This window comes from Virgibacillus sp. 7505 (assembly GCF_002272135.1).
GTDB lineage: Bacteria > Bacillota > Bacilli > Bacillales > Amphibacillaceae > Terribacillus.
On record NZ_NPBF01000021.1, the window covers coordinates 23,179 to 40,403 of the forward strand.

14 protein-coding genes are annotated in these 17,225 nt (G+C 43.3%); 9 read left to right on the top strand and 5 right to left on the bottom strand.

The genetic code is table 11. The features are described from left to right. Positions 1-30 precede the first annotated feature (30 nt). Positions 31-900, top strand: a complete 870-nt coding sequence (locus CHH91_RS07645; RefSeq protein ID WP_095222866.1) for a LysR family transcriptional regulator — start codon at positions 31-33, stop codon at positions 898-900. A 121-nt stretch (positions 901-1,021) separates the two neighbouring features. Continuing rightward, positions 1,022-2,329, top strand: coding sequence for a CitMHS family transporter (locus CHH91_RS07650; protein WP_095222867.1), 1,308 nt, complete (start codon positions 1,022-1,024; stop codon positions 2,327-2,329). A gap of 159 nt (positions 2,330-2,488) precedes the next feature. Here the strand turns inward: CHH91_RS07650 and CHH91_RS07655 are convergent, their stop codons facing one another. Beyond that, entirely contained in the window at positions 2,489-3,499 is a 1,011-nt protein-coding gene (locus tag CHH91_RS07655; protein WP_095222868.1) for an aldo/keto reductase, read from the bottom strand. A gap of 550 nt (positions 3,500-4,049) precedes the next feature. Here CHH91_RS07655 and CHH91_RS07660 point away from each other — a divergent pair. The 6 genes from CHH91_RS07660 (at position 4,050) to lacZ (ending at position 13,738) form a co-directional block, all read left to right on the top strand. Beyond that, positions 4,050-5,534, top strand: coding sequence for a response regulator transcription factor (locus CHH91_RS07660; protein WP_141234145.1), 1,485 nt, complete (start codon positions 4,050-4,052; stop codon positions 5,532-5,534). 13 nt (positions 5,535-5,547) lie between these two features. Further along, positions 5,548-7,314 (top strand): sensor histidine kinase, encoded by a 1,767-nt coding sequence (locus CHH91_RS07665; protein ID WP_095222870.1) that lies wholly within the window; start codon positions 5,548-5,550, stop codon positions 7,312-7,314. A gap of 257 nt (positions 7,315-7,571) precedes the next feature. Continuing rightward, entirely contained in the window at positions 7,572-8,846 is a 1,275-nt protein-coding gene (locus CHH91_RS07670) for an ABC transporter substrate-binding protein (RefSeq protein WP_095222871.1), read from the top strand. 69 nt (positions 8,847-8,915) lie between these two features. Continuing rightward, positions 8,916-9,851: a carbohydrate ABC transporter permease gene (locus CHH91_RS07675; protein ID WP_095222872.1), complete on the top strand. Its 936-nt coding sequence runs from the start codon at positions 8,916-8,918 to the stop codon at positions 9,849-9,851. Continuing rightward, a complete protein-coding gene (locus tag CHH91_RS07680; protein WP_095222873.1) occupies positions 9,848-10,672 on the top strand; it encodes a carbohydrate ABC transporter permease in 825 nt (274 codons plus the stop codon). Before CHH91_RS07675 ends, CHH91_RS07680 begins: the two co-directional genes overlap by 4 nt. A gap of 24 nt (positions 10,673-10,696) precedes the next feature. Next, positions 10,697-13,738 carry a beta-galactosidase, LacZ type gene (lacZ, locus tag CHH91_RS07685; protein WP_095222874.1) on the top strand — a complete coding sequence of 1,014 codons (3,042 nt, stop codon included), beginning with the start codon at positions 10,697-10,699 and terminating at the stop codon, positions 13,736-13,738. A gap of 37 nt (positions 13,739-13,775) precedes the next feature. Here the strand turns inward: lacZ and CHH91_RS07690 are convergent, their stop codons facing one another. Both CHH91_RS07690 and guaC read right to left on the bottom strand, forming a co-directional pair. Next, positions 13,776-14,099, bottom strand: a complete 324-nt coding sequence (locus CHH91_RS07690; RefSeq protein ID WP_095222875.1) for an antibiotic biosynthesis monooxygenase — start codon at positions 14,097-14,099, stop codon at positions 13,776-13,778. 459 nt (positions 14,100-14,558) lie between these two features. After that, positions 14,559-15,542, bottom strand: a complete 984-nt coding sequence (gene guaC / locus CHH91_RS07700) for a GMP reductase (protein ID WP_095222877.1) — start codon at positions 15,540-15,542, stop codon at positions 14,559-14,561. A gap of 156 nt (positions 15,543-15,698) precedes the next feature. On the opposite strand from guaC, the gene CHH91_RS07705 reads away from it, so the two are divergent. Next, on the top strand, positions 15,699-16,352 hold the full coding sequence (locus CHH91_RS07705; protein ID WP_095222878.1) for a reverse transcriptase-like protein: 654 nt from the start codon (positions 15,699-15,701) through the stop codon (positions 16,350-16,352). Positions 16,353-16,381: 29 nt separating this feature from the next. On the opposite strand, the gene CHH91_RS07710 is transcribed toward CHH91_RS07705, so the two are convergent. Together CHH91_RS07710 and CHH91_RS07715 are read right to left on the bottom strand one after the other, a co-directional pair. After that, complete coding sequence (locus CHH91_RS07710) at positions 16,382-16,771, bottom strand: hypothetical protein (RefSeq protein ID WP_095222879.1); 390 nt, start codon at positions 16,769-16,771, stop codon at positions 16,382-16,384. Positions 16,772-16,871: 100 nt separating this feature from the next. Further along, positions 16,872-17,150, bottom strand: coding sequence for a hypothetical protein (locus tag CHH91_RS07715; RefSeq protein WP_095222880.1), 279 nt, complete (start codon positions 17,148-17,150; stop codon positions 16,872-16,874). Positions 17,151-17,225 lie beyond the last annotated feature (75 nt).

The window sequence follows — 17,225 nt, forward strand, 5'->3', positions numbered from 1 at the left end:
ACCATGAGTAATTACCTAGGAGGGTGAGCAATGGATGAAAAGGATTGGCTATTATTAAAGCTATTAGGTGAAGAAAAAAGTGTCACAAAAGCTGCTGAGAGATTATTCACATCTCAGCCTTCTTTGACATACCGCATTCAAAAGATCGAGGAGAGTTTTAACGTAAAGCTGTTTACAAAGCGGAACAGGGGAATCACCCTGACTGTAGAAGGGGAGTACCTTACAGATTATGCTGTCGAGATGCTGCGAAAGCTGAAGGAAACAAAGGATGCGATAGCTAATCTAGGGAAGGATGTGCAAGGTACGCTGCGTTTAGCGGTGTCCAGTAATTTCGCTCAATATAAACTGCCGGGCTTGCTGACAAAGTTCTCTTCCATTTATCCGAATGTCCAATACAATGTACAGACTGGCTGGAGTACGAGGGTCATGAAGTTACTGGATGAAGGGGATGTACACTTAGGCATTTTGCGTGGAAATCACCGCTGGCAAGGAGTGAAGGAGATACTGACGAGGGAACAATTGTATATCATTTCAAAACAGCAGATCAGCATAGGTCAGCTGCCATTACTTCCATTTATTAAATACAATACAGATACCTCATTGAAAACAATTATAGATGGGTGGATACATGAGCACCTGCAGCACGCACCGCTCACGGCAATGGAGGTGGATCGGCAGGAAACATGCAAAGAGATGGTGAAACATGGCTTGGGTTATTCGATCGTGCCTGAAATATGCCTGCGTGAATCCGATCAGCTTTACCGTATTGGTCTGACGAATGAAAACGAAGAGCCTTTGCTTCGTGAAACATGGTTGATGTATGACCCTAAATCACTTGATTTGCAAGTGGTAAAAGCATTCATCGGCTTTTTGAAACAGGAACAGCATGTAACAATATAAAAAATACTTATGAGTTCTGCAAAAATACTTATATTTAACTTATCTCCCGCTATGTAATATGCTAAGTCAAATGCTTCTTACACAAGTAAATGAAAGCGTATTCAAAGAGAGGGGAATGACCATGCTGACGATATTAGGTTTTTCTATGATGACTGTATTTACTGTTCTGATTATGTCTAAAAAGCTTTCTCCCATTGTTGCTTTGACGTTGACACCGATTTTCTTTGCTTTAATTGGAGGATTTGGAGGAAGCCTTGGAGATATGATCTTGGATGGACTGCAAACTGTTGCCAGTTCTGCAGCCTTGTTATTATTCGCTATCTTGTTTTTCGGAATCCTCATTGATGCCGGTTTATTCGATCCTCTAATCAAGAAAATACTAGTACTAGTAAAGGGTGATCCTGTAAAAATTGCGATTGGCTCAGCTGTACTGGCAATGCTGATTGCATTGGACGGTGATGGAACCACCACTTACATGATCACGGTTTCTGCAATGCTTCCTTTGTATAAACGGATTGGTATGAATCCGCTTGTTATGGCAACAGTCGCAATGCTGGCCTTGAGTATCATCAGTGGTATGACTCCTTGGGGAGGGCCTGCAACCAGAGCAATCGCGGTACTAGGGCTCGATCCTTCGGAATTCTTTGTCCCACTTCTGCCCACTATGCTTGGAGGTATGATTTTCGTCGTCTTTACTGCTTTTATGCTCGGTCTTAAGGAACGGAAACGTATAGGAGTGATGGAAATAAAATCCGGTAACTATGAGTCAGAACCTTATATGGCTGCAGCTTTGGAAGGGGACTTACTGAAGCGGCCAAAGCTTCGCTGGATAAATTTATTCCTTGTCATAGCTATCTTGGTATTGCTGGTAATGGGAATTATGCATCCGGCAGTACTCTTCCTCATAGGTTTTGTGTTGGCTTTATCTATCAATTACCCTAATATCCAAATACAAAAAGAGCGTATTGCGGAACATGCAAGCAATGCAATCACAGTTGTTTTGCTTGTCTTTGCTGCGGGTGTTTTCGCTGGCATATTGTCCGGAACAGAAATGGTCAATGCAATTGCAGGTTCGATTGTCGCATTCGTTCCGCCGTCCATGGGTGAACTTTTCCCGGTAGTTGTAGCTATCACAAGTCTTCCATTGACCTTTGTGCTTTCAAATGATGCGTATTACTTCGGAATGGTACCTATATTCGCTGAAGCTGCATCAGCCTACGGTGTTGACCCTATTGAAATCGCCAGGGCTTCCATTTTAGGGCAGCCGGTACATCTAATGAGCCCGCTTGTAGCTTCTACGATATTGCTTGTCAGTATGTTGAAAATCGATCTTGGTGCATTTCAGCGATATGCAGTTAAATGGGCTGTTTTGACTTCATTATTCATTATTCTCGTAGCGATAGTAACAGGTGCCATTACATTCCGATGATTTCAAAATTCTATTTGGTCATCACTGAAAAGTGGAGCAAGTACTGGCTTCTAATGAAAGTTCTCTTATATGACAGGACAGACGATCCATATCAATGGAGGACAGTGGACTTCCTCCTAAAAGAAAGAAGCACCAGCCAAAGGGCTTGTGCTTCTTTTTTTATGCGTTAACTTTCGATCTTTCTGCTGGTGCATAGGTATCCAGATAGTTGCTGCTCCAGTCATCGATATGCAGCTTCAGGATCTGGTCGATGGCAAGCAGGTTTTCCTTGCTGAGAGACAAGTCTTCAACACCTGTCACTTCATCTAGCTGATCTGGCGCATAAGCACCCCAAATGGCTACATCCACTCCGTCTTGTTCCAGTACCCAACGCATCGCTAATTGAGCGATTGTCTTATCGCGGTTGGCTGCGAAGTTCTTCAATTGCTCGACCGCATCAAGGATTGCTTCGAATCTGCCGCTTTCGAATAGTGGGTGAGAAAAGCGGAAATCCTCCTCTGAGAATGTAGTCGATTTCGTCAGTGCCCCTGCAAGCAAGCCATGTGCCATTGGTCCCCAGGCTAAGCCGCCAATATCATGTCGTTTAGCGTAATCAAACCATTCCCATAGACCGCGCTGCAGCATGTTAAACTGATTTTGTGTGACATGTAGTGGTGCTTCTCGCTGAAAAGCTTCCATTTCCTGTGGCGTGAAATTACTGACTCCGATGGCTCGAATCTTACCCTTTTTGTATAGGTTGTGCATCACGCCAGCGAGCTCTTCCATAGGAATTTCATGGTCTGGCCAGTGCACTTGATAAAGATCCAGATAATCCGTTCCTAAACGCTTTAGTGTTAAATCAAGTTCCTTTTCCACATTGTCCGGGCGCATATCCCGGAACAATTGTGTATCCTCTGTCCAATTGACCCCGGGTTTTCCGGCTAGGATTAGTTTGTCACGCGGTATACTGGATTCCTGCAATGCTTTGCCGATGAATTCCTCTGACTTCCCTAGTCCATAATCAGGTGCGGTATCGATTAAGTTGATGCCCTTATCGAGTGCAGCATGGACAGTACGTTTGGCACTGACCTCATTTGGCTCATGCTGCCACATATAGCCACCCATGGCCCATGTTCCTAAAGCAATTTGTGTTACTTCCAAATCACTTGTTCCAAGTCTGACTTTCTTCAAGCTGCTTCATCCTTTCCTCATGTCGATCTGCTTTTGGAGATTGTGTTCCCGTCTGGTAGAAAACAAAACACATGAGAAAAGGCATTTACTTAGGTCCGAATCGCCCCATTAATGAGCGGATACCGAAGTAGAGTGTACTGCCAACTGCTAAAATAATAATTACAAGGGTAATTGTATTCCCCATTCAAGTTCTCCTTTTAAGGCCCTATTTGAAATAAACGCAGAAGGCCACGACCGATCCAAACGAGTATGCGAAAAGGCAAAAACAGAAGTTCAGGTACCCAAAGCAGAATATCGAGAATATCCCATTTGTGATTCGGATCAGCTTCCCTTTTTCGTTGTCTCCGTCGTTCCCGCAGTGTCAAAAGTCATCTCTCCTTTTGGCAAAATTAGGTTATCTTCATCTTATCATAATTTACTGACAAAACTTGTGATTTTTATTACAGTCCATTGAACGCTCCTTGACAAATACCTATATCCGTCTCACTATAAAAGAAAGCGCTTTCCGAACAGGATCAAGCAGCAGCCTGATAAAGGGGTGTCATGCATTTTGGATACAAAGGAATTGTGCAGGACGTTAATTGTCGATGATGAAATTCTTATCCGACAAGGCATCAAACACTATTTGGATTGGGAGAAGGAAGGGTTCACAATAGTTGGGGAAGCTTCAAATGGAAAAGAAGCATTGGAACTGATTGAAACGCTGAACCCGCATATTGTTATCACGGATGTCGTCATGCCGATTATGGACGGCGAAGCTTTGACGAGGATGGTAAATGAAAAATACCCGAATATCGGACTGATCGTACTGAGCAGCTTCAGTGAATTCGATTATGTACGAAGTGCTTTTCAGAACGGAGTTATCGATTATATTCTCAAACCGAAGCTGAATGCAGAAGTGCTGCTGAAGACTTTGCGCCTTGCAGCAGGACAGCTGGAAGGATTTCATCTTAGCGGTGAGGGGGAGCATAAGCAAACCTTAACGGAAAAATTGCGTGTTCTCTATGAAGGAACTGATATCCGTATGGAAGAAGAAGATGCTGCATATTTTCCGCATAAGCATTTTCAAGTAGTAAGCTACAGACTGGAAGCGGATAAGCCAGCGAAGCCGCTTCATGAATATCTGGATAATGAAGCGGGAGTCCTGACGTCGATCTTACAAACTTCAGATCTGCACATATACTTGTGGAACAGCGACCATACATTCAGTGAAGGATTATTTGGTGAATTACCGAAATCAGGTGCTGTATGCAGTACAGAAACTTTTGCTAATCTCTCGGAACTGAAAGGAAAGCAAAAGGAACTGGAAAAGGTCGAGAGTTATCGGTTTTTCTTTCCGGGGAAGTTTTATCTGTCGGAAGACATCCTGCCGCCACTCCCTGAGGAGAGACAGTTATTCCAATTGGATCGATTTATCGAAGCGTGCAAGCGGGAAAATTTTCAGGAAGCTTTTACTTATTTAGAGGAACATATCGGACGGATGGTTCTGGATTACCAACAGGATATTGGCGAATACAAAGCTTTTCTGAATAATATTATGTTCAATCTGATGGTGCTGCTTGGCAATATGGATTATCAGACAGAGATGCTGGAGAAGAAGAAGTATTCGTATTTCCAACAAGTCGGTCAATCAGCGGATGTTTATACAGCTAATCAGACGGTTGAATCATTTTTAAAAGAAGTAAAGCGGGTTGTGGAAACAGAGGAAGGACAGGGACATATGCGGAAACTGACGGATTATATCAAGGCGCATTATCATGAATCGTTATCATTAACGAATATTGCGAACCATTTCCATTTTAGTCCTTCATATTTATCCAATTATTTTTCGACCCATAGCAAAGAGGGTTTCAGCGAGTACCTTAACCGTATCCGAATTGAGGCAGCTATTTCCTTGCTCAGACAAAACGATATACCTATTTCAAAAATCAGTGAGCAAGTCGGATTTTCAGATCACAGCTATTTTTGTCGTGTTTTCAAAAAGCAAACAGGCTATTCTCCTTCGCAATATCGGCGAAAACGGATGATGAGCTAAGGAGGGGAAGTTGATGAACTTGATCAAAGACCGTCTTCAGCCCAATGGTCTGTTTATGAAGATGTTCCTTATAACTGTTGCACTTATTATTTTAGTTGCTATTACCGTAACTCTTACGACAATCCGGATGGCTGAGCAGTTTTTCGTAGAAAAGTTCAGCATTACCAATTCGCAGATCATCGATCAGATTCAGTATGATTTTGAAGAATTGAATTATAGCATTGTGATGGCGGCTACCGATATCGGTCAGAGCAGCACAATCGAGGCTTATTTATCAGAGAAAGAGCCGGATAATGAGCGTATTATGAGTCTTTACCTTGTAATGAGCCAAATTGACCATCTGCGGGAACAGCTAGGTGATCAAAATGTGGAAATAGCAATTGCTGATCAAGATGCAATCTCATACAGGACGAACTTTACGTATTGGCCTGCAGCACCAACAGATATTCGTAACCATGACATTACGGAATCGATCACCAAGGAGCCGAACAAGCTGCTTTATTTTCAGGATTCAAGAGAAGCATCCGATAATTATGTCATTGCGGCGAAGGCACTGCTTGACCGGGAAACAGATCAATCATATGGCGCGGTTTACTTTCCGATTAAAGAGGGGCAGCTGCGTTCCTTTTATACAGACTACGTAAAGCCGGGTAATGATTTTTATGTGCTCGATCAAAACGGCAAGGTGGTCTCAAGCAGTCTGACGAATACCATCGGGCAATCACTTCCAGAGCTTAGTCAGCAGGCAAAAAATATGCAAACCGATGAAGAAACGTACCGGGAGGTCGAGTTTCAGGATACCAATCAAATTATGCTGGCAGAATATCTGCCTTATTTTGATATGTACCTAGTCAATATGGTGGACAAGCAGATCGCTGTCGGAAATCTGATTGATACAAAGCAGATTGCATTATTGCTAGCAGGTGTTGTCGTTCTTGCCTTGATCATTGTTTTCCTTGTTACGAAGCGGCTGACCAACTCCCTATCGAAGCTTGTTAAAGACATTGAAGCTGTACCAAAGAAAGGACTGAAGCGGCGGCTCGTGTATGAAGGTACATACGAAACAAATCAAATTGGTCTTGCTTTCAACAGCATGATGGATGAACTGCAGGTATATGTAGAGAAACTCATCGAAGCCCAAAAACAGCAGCGTCATGCGGAGCTGGCTGCATTGCAGCAGCAGATCAATCCCCACTTCCTTTATAATACGATGGCTTCCATCAAGTTCTTGGTCATGATGGGGGAAAGGGAAGAAGCTGAAAAAACGATTGATGCGTTCATCACGCTTTTGCAAAATACAATCGGCAATGTTGATGAGTCGGTTACCGTAGAGCTGGAACTGCAGAATTTAAAAAACTATGTGCTGATCAATCAGAAACGGTACGGGGATAGGATTCAGGTACAGTTCATGGTGTCACCGGATTGTTTGGACTATCTTATTCCAAAGCTGATATTGCAGCCATTTATCGAAAACTCATTTTTCCATGCTTTCAATAAAACAGCTGAAGGCACTATTTCAGTGCTTGTATGGAAAGAAGCAGACGACCTTGTATGTGAAGTAGCCGATGATGGCGATGGAATGGCAGCATGTGCAGATTTGCCTAATACAAACCGCAATCGACAGCTGTTTTCCGGTATCGGTGTCAAAAATGTACATGAACGAATCCAGCTTCTGTATGGAACAGAATACGGTGTGTCCATCACGAGTGAGACAGGACAGGGAACGAAAGTAAAATTAAGGCTGCCGGCAGTAAAAGAAGAAGAAAGAGACGTAATATGATGCAACTGCTTGACAGTCAGCACGGATGGAGTTAAACATATTTCAACTGTCGTACTGAAGAGGCGGTATCGGAGTAAAGTAAATTGCGGTAGAAAATACAAATAACAAAAAATAATCCTAATCCCTAATATGTAAGCGTTATCAATATAGAGATTTAATCCAAGTATGACTCAATAAATTCCTAACAGAAGATAGTAGACGCATGCTAAGATTTAATCATAAAGACAGCGCTTACAAAAAAGAGGGGGTAAAATGTGATGAAAAAGTTTTTAGCACTTTTATTTGTTAGTTTGCTCGTTCTGTCTGCGTGTTCTTCGGGTTCCGGCTCGGAAGCAGATGCAGATACGAACGATATCAAAGTTTGGGCATGGGACCCGAACTTCAATATAAAAGCAGCCGAGCTTGCGAAGACAGCTTATCAAAAGGAAAACAGTGAGCTCAATATTGAAGTTATCGAGTATGCACAGGACGACATCATCCAAAAGCTCAACACTAGTCTCAGCTCTGGGACAACGAAAGGCCTACCGAACGTCGTATTGATTGAGGACTATCGTGCGCAAAGCTTCTTGCAGTCTTATCCGGATATGTTTTACGCGGTTGACGATGCAATCTCGATCGATGAATTTGCAAAGTACAAACAGCCGCCGACTAGCTTTGAAGGCAAGCAATATGGAGTTCCCTTCGATTCGGGTGTAGCTGGTTTGTATGTACGAACTGATTACTTGGAAGAAGCAGGATACAGCATCGATGACCTGCAGGACGCTGATTGGGAGAAAGTAATTGAAATCGGTAAAGCAGTGAAAGATGCTACAGGCAAGCAAATGATCACGCAGGATCCAAAAGATCTAGGTCTGTTGCGTATGATGATCCAAACAAGTGGTGCATGGTATTTGGAGGAAGATGGAGTAACTCCGAATATAGCTAATAATGATGCGCTGAAAGAAGCATTCCGTCTGTATAAGGAAATGATTGATGCAGACTTGGTGAAACCTCATGCAGACTGGAGCCAGTACATTGCCACAATCAATAATGGAGACATTTCCATGCTGCCAAGTGGTAACTGGATCACTCCTTCTGTTAAAGCGGAAGCATCTCAGTCAGGTAAGTGGGCAGTAGCACCATTTCCGAAACTTCCTGGCATGGAATCAGTGAATGCATCCAACTTGGGCGGTAGCTCCTGGTATGTATTGAACATCCCTGGCAAAGAAAAAGCAGCTGAATTCTTAGGCCAGACATTCGGTGCCGACGGTGATTTCCATCAGCAGTTCGTTGAAGAAGTAGGCGGTGTCGGAACCTATCAGCCTGCAGCTGAAGGAGAGGCTTACCAAGCAGAAGATGAATTCTTTGGCGGTCAGAAGATAATGTCTGATTTCGCAGCTTGGACAGAAGAAATTCCACAGGTCAATTACGGTCTTCATACGTATGTGATCGAGGATATCCTTGCGAATGAAATCCAGAAATATTTGCAGGGCGAAGATTTAGATACGGTTATGGAAAACGCACAATCGCTGGCAGAACAGCAAGCGAAGTAAACCAAGTGCCCTGGGACGCCGCGAACAAAAGCTGCCTCCCGGGGCTTCTTTCGAAAGGAGCCCACATTCATGAATATTCCTGAAAAATTAGGACCGGAAAAACTTGCAGAAAAACCAGCACCGCGTCCAGCGCGATCCCTCAGGCTGAAAAATACATTGGTCGGCTGGTCATTTGTTGCGATAGCTTCACTTTTAATCGGAATATTTTATTTCTTCCCGATGGTGCAGGCCTTGATAATGTCGTTCCAGTCTGGCAGCGGTGTGAATCTGTCATTCGTCGGATTTGAGAACTATATCCGTCTATTCCAGGACCCTGTATTCCTGACTACGGTTAAGAATACGGTCATCTATTTGATCATCCAAGTACCAGTCATGATTTTGTTAGCATTATTCCTGTCTGTTGTACTGAACAATAAGACACTGAAATGGAAGGGATTCTTCCGAACAGCCATTTTCCTTCCGTGTGTAACATCACTTGTTGCTTACTCAGTTGTGTTTAAATACCTGTTTGCACCAGACGGTATCGTAAACATGACCTTGCTGAAGATCAATCTGGTTTCTGAGCCAATTCAGTGGCTGACAGACCCGTTTTGGGCGAAAATCACCATCATCCTGGCAATCACATGGAGATGGACTGGCTACAATATGATCTTTTATTTGTCTGCTCTTCAAAATGTGGATCGATCCATCTATGAAGCTGCAAAAATCGATGGTGCTTCTGCTATCCAGCAGTTCTTCAAGATTACGATTCCGATGCTGAAGCCGATCATTCTATTCACATCCATCACGTCGACAATCGGGACATTGCAATTGTTCGATGAGGTAATGAACATTACAGCTGGGGGACCAGGAAATGCCACCATGACCATTTCCCAATATATTTATAACTTGTCCTTCAAGTACACGCCTGACTTTGGCTACGCTGCAACTGTTTCCTATGCCATCGTAATCTTGATTGTTATCTTCTCGATCATCCAATTCAAAGCGGCAGGTGATAAGAAATGAGACTATCCAACAAAGTAATCGGTTATTTGTTCCTCAGCATCTGTGCGATCATTTCCATCTTCCCGTTTTACTGGATGGTTGTCAGCATGACAAACACGTCTACTGATGTTACGAGAGGGAAATTACTGCCCGGTGGACATTTTATTGAGAACTTCAAGAATCTGCTTCAAACAGTAGATTTAGTGCCAGCGTTGACGAACTCAGCAATCATTGCAGTCGCTACAACAGTCCTAAGCTTGCTGATAGCTTCTTTGGCGGGATATGGATTTGAGATTTATCGCAGCAGAGCAAAAGATATCGTATTCAATATCTTACTATTGTCGATGATGATTCCATTTGCGGCCTTGATGGTGCCTTTGTTCCGTATGTTCGGCAGTATCACACCAATCTTTCCGTTTCTCGGAATTGATACACTGACTGCTGTAGTTCTGCCGAGTATTACGACAGCATTCCTTATCTTTTTCTTCCGTCAGAGTACAAAAATGTTTCCTAAAGAAATTTTGGAAGCAGGCCGGATCGATGGCTTGAAGGAGATTGGTATCTTTTTCCGAATTTATGTACCAACGATGAAGACAACATACGCCGCTGCAGCCATCATTACATTCATGGCCAGCTGGAATAACTATCTCTGGCCGCTAGTCGTCCTACAGTCACCAGATAAACAGACGATTCCATTGCTTATTTCGAATCTAGGTTCCAGCTACTCGCCTGATTACGGCATGATCATGATGGCAATCGTTATTGCGACATTGCCGACAGCGATTATCTTCTTCTTTATGCAGAAGCATTTCGTAGCAGGAATGATGGGTTCCGTGAAGTAACAGAAAGAGAGGGAGGAAGTAAATATGACAATCGATACAAATGTAATTCCAAGTTTGGATTGGCTTTCGGATACAAGTGTGTTCGCGGTGAATCGTGTGCCAGCTCATTCTGATCATGTGTATTTTGAGACTTTGGAACAGGCCAAGGCAAAGAAGGAAATGCCTTGGCGCCACAGTCTAAATGGGAAATGGAAGTTCCATTACGCACAGAATCCTGCTGTTCGTCCTGCAGATTTTTACAGTGCAGCATACGACAATAGTCGTTGGGATTCCATTACTGTCCCAGCTCATATCCAACTGGAAGGGTACGGGACACCGCAATATGTGAATACGATGTATCCATGGGATGGAATACATGATATCCGGCCTCCTCAGGTGCCGATGGAGGATAATGCCGTTGGCAGCTATGTGAAACATTTTACTGTACCAAAGCATATGGAAGACATGCCGTTATATATCTCTTTCCAGGGTGTAGAGTCTGCATTCTATGTTTGGCTGAATGGTCAATTTGTCGGTTACAGCGAGGACAGTTTTACACCAGCAGCATTCGATCTGACAGCATATCTCCAGCCAGGTGAGAACAAATTGGCGGTAGAGGTGTATCAGCGCAGCACAGGCAGTTGGCTGGAGGACCAGGATTTCTGGCGCTTCTCGGGTATTTTCCGTGATGTGTATCTATACACGACACCAGAGCTGCATGTTTTTGATTTGTCTGTACAAGCACGATTGGATGAAACATATTCAAAAGGATCGCTAAAGGCAGCCATGCTATTCCAAGAGGATATACCAGCGGCTGCAAAAATAACAGGCAGCCTTTATGACAAGCATGGAAGCTTAGTACAGGAAGCTGAAGGATTATTCCATGAAAAAACAGCTGTCGTTTCATTTCATGTAGATTCACCGCAACTATGGAGTGCGGAAAATCCTAATCTATATTCTCTTTATCTGCAAGTTTACAATGAGGAAGGACAGCTTGTCGAAGTCATTCCGCAGACCATCGGCTTCCGCCGTTTCGAGATGATAGACAAAGTGATGTGCCTGAACGGTAAGCGGGTTGTTTTCAAAGGTGTAAATAGACATGAGTTCAATGCGCGATCAGGAAGGGTCGTTACCGAAGAAGATATGCTGTGGGATATCAGAACGATGAAGCAGCATAATATCAATGCAGTCCGGACTTCTCATTACCCGAACCAGACTCGGTGGTATGAGCTATGTGATGAGTATGGTTTGTATGTTATCGATGAGATGAACCTGGAATCGCACGGTTCCTGGCAGAAGCTTGGACAAGTGGAGCCATCCTGGAACGTACCGGGCAATTTGCCTGAATGGCAGGATATCGTAATGGACCGGGCAGTATCCATGCTGGAACGGGATAAAAACCACCCGTCCATTCTGATCTGGTCCTGTGGTAATGAATCGTACGCTGGCGAAGTCATCGTCAATGTTGCGAACTACTTCAGGGAAAAGGACCCGAGCAGACTTGTCCATTATGAGGGCGTGTTCCACGCACGGGAATACGATGAAGCAAGTGATATGGAAAGCCGGATGTATGCCAAAGTGGAAGACATTGTAGAGTATCTGGAAAGTGAACCGGAGAAACCATTTATCAGCTGTGAATATTCCCATGCGATGAACAACTCGTTGGGCGGTATGTACAAATATACTGATTTGGAAAATGCCTATCCAATGTACCAAGGCGGTTTTATCTGGGATTACATGGACCAGGCACTTCTGAAAAAGAATCGTTACGGTCAGGAATTCCTGGCATATGGCGGCGATTTCCAGGATCGGCCGACTGATTATATTTTCTGTACAGATGGCATCGTTTTTGCCGATCGTAAACTTTCTCCGAAAATGCAGGAAGTGAAATATCTTTATCAGAATATCAAATTGGATATAGATGATAAAAAAATTGTAGTGCGCAATGAAAATCTCTTTGCTGATACAAGTGCCTATGAATTGGTCTTCGCAGTGCGTAGAGAAGGAGAAAGCTGTTATGAACGGAGCATCGAACAAGATGTTTCAACTGGTCAGCAAGCAGAATATGAGATGGATATTCCAGCAAGTGTTATGGCAGAACCAGGAACATACACAATCGATGCCAGCATGAGATTGCGTGAAGCAGCATTATGGGCGGATGCAGGATTTGAAATCGCATTCGGGCAATATGTTTGGGAGAGAAAAGCAGAGATTCCTAAAGCTTCTGGTACGCTCCGTGTTGTCGAAGGAGATGTGAATATCGGCGTATATGGCAAGGATTTCAGTGTTCAATTCTCAAAAGCAGCAGGCAGTTTGACGTCGCTTCGTTATGACGGAGAGGAACTGATTGAGACACCTCCTCATCCGACATTCTGGCGGGCAAGCACGGATAATGACAACGGCTATCAGCATAGCTATACAGCAGGGGTCTGGCTGGCAGCCAGTGTAGCGAGGAAATGTACAGATGTGGCTTTGGATATAGGGACTGAGCAAGTGGATGTGACATTCACCTATGCATTTTCAATAGCAGAAAAGCTGCAAGTCCAAACAATCTATTCCGTGTTCCCGGATGGTTCTATCCGTGTGAAAGCAGTGTACCAAGGGGCAGAAGGGTTACCAGATCTGCCGACATTTGCTCTTTCTTTCCGGACTTCTGCAGATTATAGCAATTTGGAATGGTTTGCCCAGGGGCCAGAAGAGAACTACGCGGACAGAAGTCATGGAGCGAGGCTCAGCCGGTTCCGGAATACGGTTCAGACAAACGGTACAGCTTACGTACGACCGCAGGAATCTGGCACAAGGACGGGAGTTCGCTGGCTGAAGCTTACCTGTGAAAAGGGAAGCGGGATTGAGCTTCAATCTGATGATAAGCCGATTACATGCAATGCATCTCCGCATACTGCCCTGGAGATTGAGCAAGCCGGTCATGCGTATGAATTGCCGCCAGTACACTATACTGTGCTGACTGTTTCTGGCAAGCAGATGGGTGTAGGGGGCGATGATAGCTGGGGAGCACCGGTGCACCCGGAGCATAGGCTATCATCTGATGGAGATCACAGCTTCACTTTTACTATCAAAAGGGTATAAAGAACCCCCCTCTGCTCAGGCAGAGGGGGGGTTCTTATTATGCGAAGCTTGCTTCTTCATATTGCAGCAATGTCTTCGTCATGACAGGTGCTTGATCTTTGTCTTTATTTTCTTTGCGCATTGCACGGTGCTCTGCGACATGTGATTCTCGGGAAATCCAGGCTACGAAATCAGCTTTTTGAGCCCACTTGGTAACAATAGCATAAGCGACTGTATCACTTTTTTTCGTATCTTTGTTCCAGCATTCGGCTGAATGCAAGCCAGCCACATCAGTCAGTTCTTCCATCGTATGCTTTACTTTATTTATAATTTTATCTTGGGCGTCGAGTGCACCTTCGAAAATAACTTGATTGACAAACATAGGATTGCCTCCTCATAAATCTCGTTCTCCTTTAAAGCTACCAGAAAGCTGGGGAACAGTCAATGAGAATGATTATCAGTATTGAAGGGGAAGTTGTGGAGTATAAACTGTCTGTCATACTTTTACAACGTCAGGATTTCCTGTCATAGTTATATATAAACTGAATTTTTCGACATAGGGGGCGCGGTATGTTTGAGTCTGACTTCGTTAATCTGATTTTAGAAATTATAAGCACGTTGGCATTATTTCTAATTGTATCCTATACCATTTTTGACGATATTAGACAGGATGCGTTTATGTTTGTATTATTCATTATTATGTCTATTGTGATGATCAAATCTATCGTCATGAGAATAGTGATATTCATTAAGAGCAATCAAAAAGCTGACTGATGTATCAAATGAAATACGTCATGAAATAAAAAACGGACTGTCGGTATTAACACGACAGCCCGTTTTATCAATAAACTTTATCGCCATTAAAGATGCTGTTTTTAACAACAACATAATCAACGTTGCGGATTGCTTCTAATTTTGTACCGCCAGCATAAGAGATGGAAGACTGAAGGTCTTGTTCCATTTCTGTCAAAGTATCTTGAAGTGACCCTTTGTGCTCAACGAACATTTTCTTGCCTTCGACATTACGTTTTTCGCCTTTTTGAAACTCAGATGCAGAACCGAAGTATTCTTTGTACAGCTTGCCATCTTTTTCTACCGTGTCGCCAGGTGATTCCTCATGACCAGCGAACAAGGAGCCGATCATGACCATGGATGCTCCGAAGCGAACTGATTTGGCGATGTCGCCATGAGTACGGATACCGCCATCAGCGATGATTGGCTTGCTTGCTGCTTTCGCGCACCAGCGCAGTGCTGCCAGCTGCCAGCCTCCAGTTCCAAAGCCAGTTTTGATTTTTGTAATACAAACCTTACCTGGACCGATGCCTACTTTCGTTGCATCAGCTCCAGCATTCTCAAGCTCCCGGACTGCTTCTGGTGTACCGACGTTTCCAGCAATGACAAAGCTTTCCGGCAAATGCTTCTTGATGTGCTGAATCATGCGGATAACAGCATTGGAATGACCGTGTGCGATATCAATCGTAATAAATTCAGGTACCAAAGCTTTGCTTGCAAGTCCTTCAATGAAACCATATTCGTCTTCTTTTACTCCTACACTAATGGATGCGATCAGATTATTTTCCTGCATTTTCTTGATAAAGGCTTCTCTTGTTTCAGGTTCGAAGCGGTGCATCACATAGAAGTAATTATTTTCAGCCAAATAAGTGGCGATGTTTTCGTCAATGATCGTCTGCATATTTGCCGGTACGACTGGCAGACGGAATGTATGGTTTCCAAGTGTAGCAGTCGTATCGCATTCTGAACGGCTGTCTACTACGCATTTTGCGGGAATTAATTGAATATCTTCGTAATCAAATACATTTTCCATGTTTATACCCCTCTAAAGACGAATTATTTTTGGTAATGGCTTTTATTTCGTTCGCCCTTTGGTACTATACAATAATTCAGAAAACAAAGCAAAGGTTTTATTCAAAAAATAAAAATATAATTAAATGGGGTAGAATAAGAGGGGAGGGATAGTAAAGTGAAATTGCGAATGAAGATGATCTATCGTACACCTAAAGGGACGGAAGCGGAATTCTTATCAGATTATTTGCCGCCAGGTGCTGCGCTTTTACTGATGGAAGATATGCAGCAGAGCGGAAGGGTACCGCAGTTAGAGCTTCTGGATCAATATGAGACAGAATGGACCATAAAGGAATTGCGCAGCTACATGAAGGAACTGGAAACAGAACCGCATAATGTCCGCGTGTATGTGGATGGAGGTTTTGATAAGAAAACAGGCAGAGGAGGCCTTGGCTGTGTTATCCATTACGAACAGAATCAAAAGGAATACCGTCTTCGTCGCAATCAGGAAATGGAGCAGCTTATCTCAAATAATGAAGCGGAATATGCAGCTCTGCATTTTGCGATAGGAGTTTTGTCGGAAATAGGAGTGAAAGATCAGGAAATCGAGGTAAACACAGATTCCCGAACCGTCGTCAATCAGATGTCGGAAGAGTGGCCTGTTTATGAGAAAGAACTGAAATACTGGGCAGATAAAGTGGATGATGTGTTGAAGAGAATTGGGTTGACGGTGCAATATGGCCATGTTGATAGAAATCAAAACAAAGAAGCAGATCAGCTTGCAAGCCAAGCTTTGAAAAGTATCCAAATCGACAGCACGATACAAAAATAACCGCCCAAGCTAGGCTTGAGCGGTCATTTTTATTTGGAAGTCTGTTGATCAAGAGCTTCAATCAAGCTAGTCTTGGTAGAACCAGATGCTGCTTCCACTAATGCTTGGAAACGTTCTGTCAGCAATTCCTTGTTTTTATACTCCTGCGGATGGTTCTGATTGTAATAGAAACGGAAGATAGCTTCCTCAGAGAAATGCTGTTTTCCGATCTTAATCATGAATCCTACCGGAAGCTTATCATAAGCATATGCTGCTTTTGTCTCGACTAGCGGCGTTTCCGCTACAGCTGTTTGGTTTTCAGTTGCCAGCTGTTGAATTGCCTGCTTGATGAATTTCTTGCGGGCACGCTTCTTCTTAGAACGCATGTTCATCTCAGCAAGAACTTTATCCAGACTTTCGGTTTTCGTAAGTACTGTCACGACTAAAAACTCCTCTATTATTGTCTGCAACCTCTATCATATGATATTTTCGCAGATTTTAGAAGTCTAGCAGTAGAATTGCTAACTTTCTGACAAGTTATCAATAATAGTATGTGTCGGAATACGTTGGATCTGATTCAAATAGTGCGATGCCGAGAATCATGAAAATCATGAAGATAATGAAATAAATTACGATAACTGCGGCCATTACAATAAATGTGGCAATGGCAAAGTTCCTTCTCGGGTTGGCACGATCAGCTGCCCAGATGATCAGCATGATGATATTGACTAGAGGGATACCAGTTAGTACCAATGTCCATACCCATTGCATGATTCTCATTTGACCATTGCTTTGATGATCTCTTTGTTGTGGTTCCATAAAAAATCGCTCCTGACTTAGGTAAAATAATGACAAAAATAACTATAATGGATAGTTTCTGTTAATTCAACCAGT

Excerpts from the sequence above, each read along its gene's own strand:
- guaC (WP_095222877.1), bottom strand. The coding sequence starts at position 15,542 with ATGGAAAATGTATTTGATTACGAAGATATTCAATTAATTCCCGCAAAA.
- CHH91_RS07645 (WP_095222866.1), top strand. The coding sequence starts at position 31 with ATGGATGAAAAGGATTGGCTATTATTAAAGCTATTAGGTGAAGAAAAA.
- CHH91_RS07675 (WP_095222872.1), top strand. The coding sequence starts at position 8,916 with ATGAATATTCCTGAAAAATTAGGACCGGAAAAACTTGCAGAAAAACCA.
- CHH91_RS07665 (WP_095222870.1), top strand. The coding sequence starts at position 5,548 with ATGAACTTGATCAAAGACCGTCTTCAGCCCAATGGTCTGTTTATGAAG.
- CHH91_RS07670 (WP_095222871.1), top strand. The coding sequence starts at position 7,572 with ATGAAAAAGTTTTTAGCACTTTTATTTGTTAGTTTGCTCGTTCTGTCT.
- CHH91_RS07680 (WP_095222873.1), top strand. The coding sequence starts at position 9,848 with ATGAGACTATCCAACAAAGTAATCGGTTATTTGTTCCTCAGCATCTGT.
- CHH91_RS07650 (WP_095222867.1), top strand. The coding sequence starts at position 1,022 with ATGCTGACGATATTAGGTTTTTCTATGATGACTGTATTTACTGTTCTG.
- CHH91_RS07690 (WP_095222875.1), bottom strand. The coding sequence starts at position 14,099 with ATGTTTGTCAATCAAGTTATTTTCGAAGGTGCACTCGACGCCCAAGAT.
- CHH91_RS07715 (WP_095222880.1), bottom strand. The coding sequence starts at position 17,150 with ATGGAACCACAACAAAGAGATCATCAAAGCAATGGTCAAATGAGAATC.
- lacZ (WP_095222874.1), top strand. The coding sequence starts at position 10,697 with ATGACAATCGATACAAATGTAATTCCAAGTTTGGATTGGCTTTCGGAT.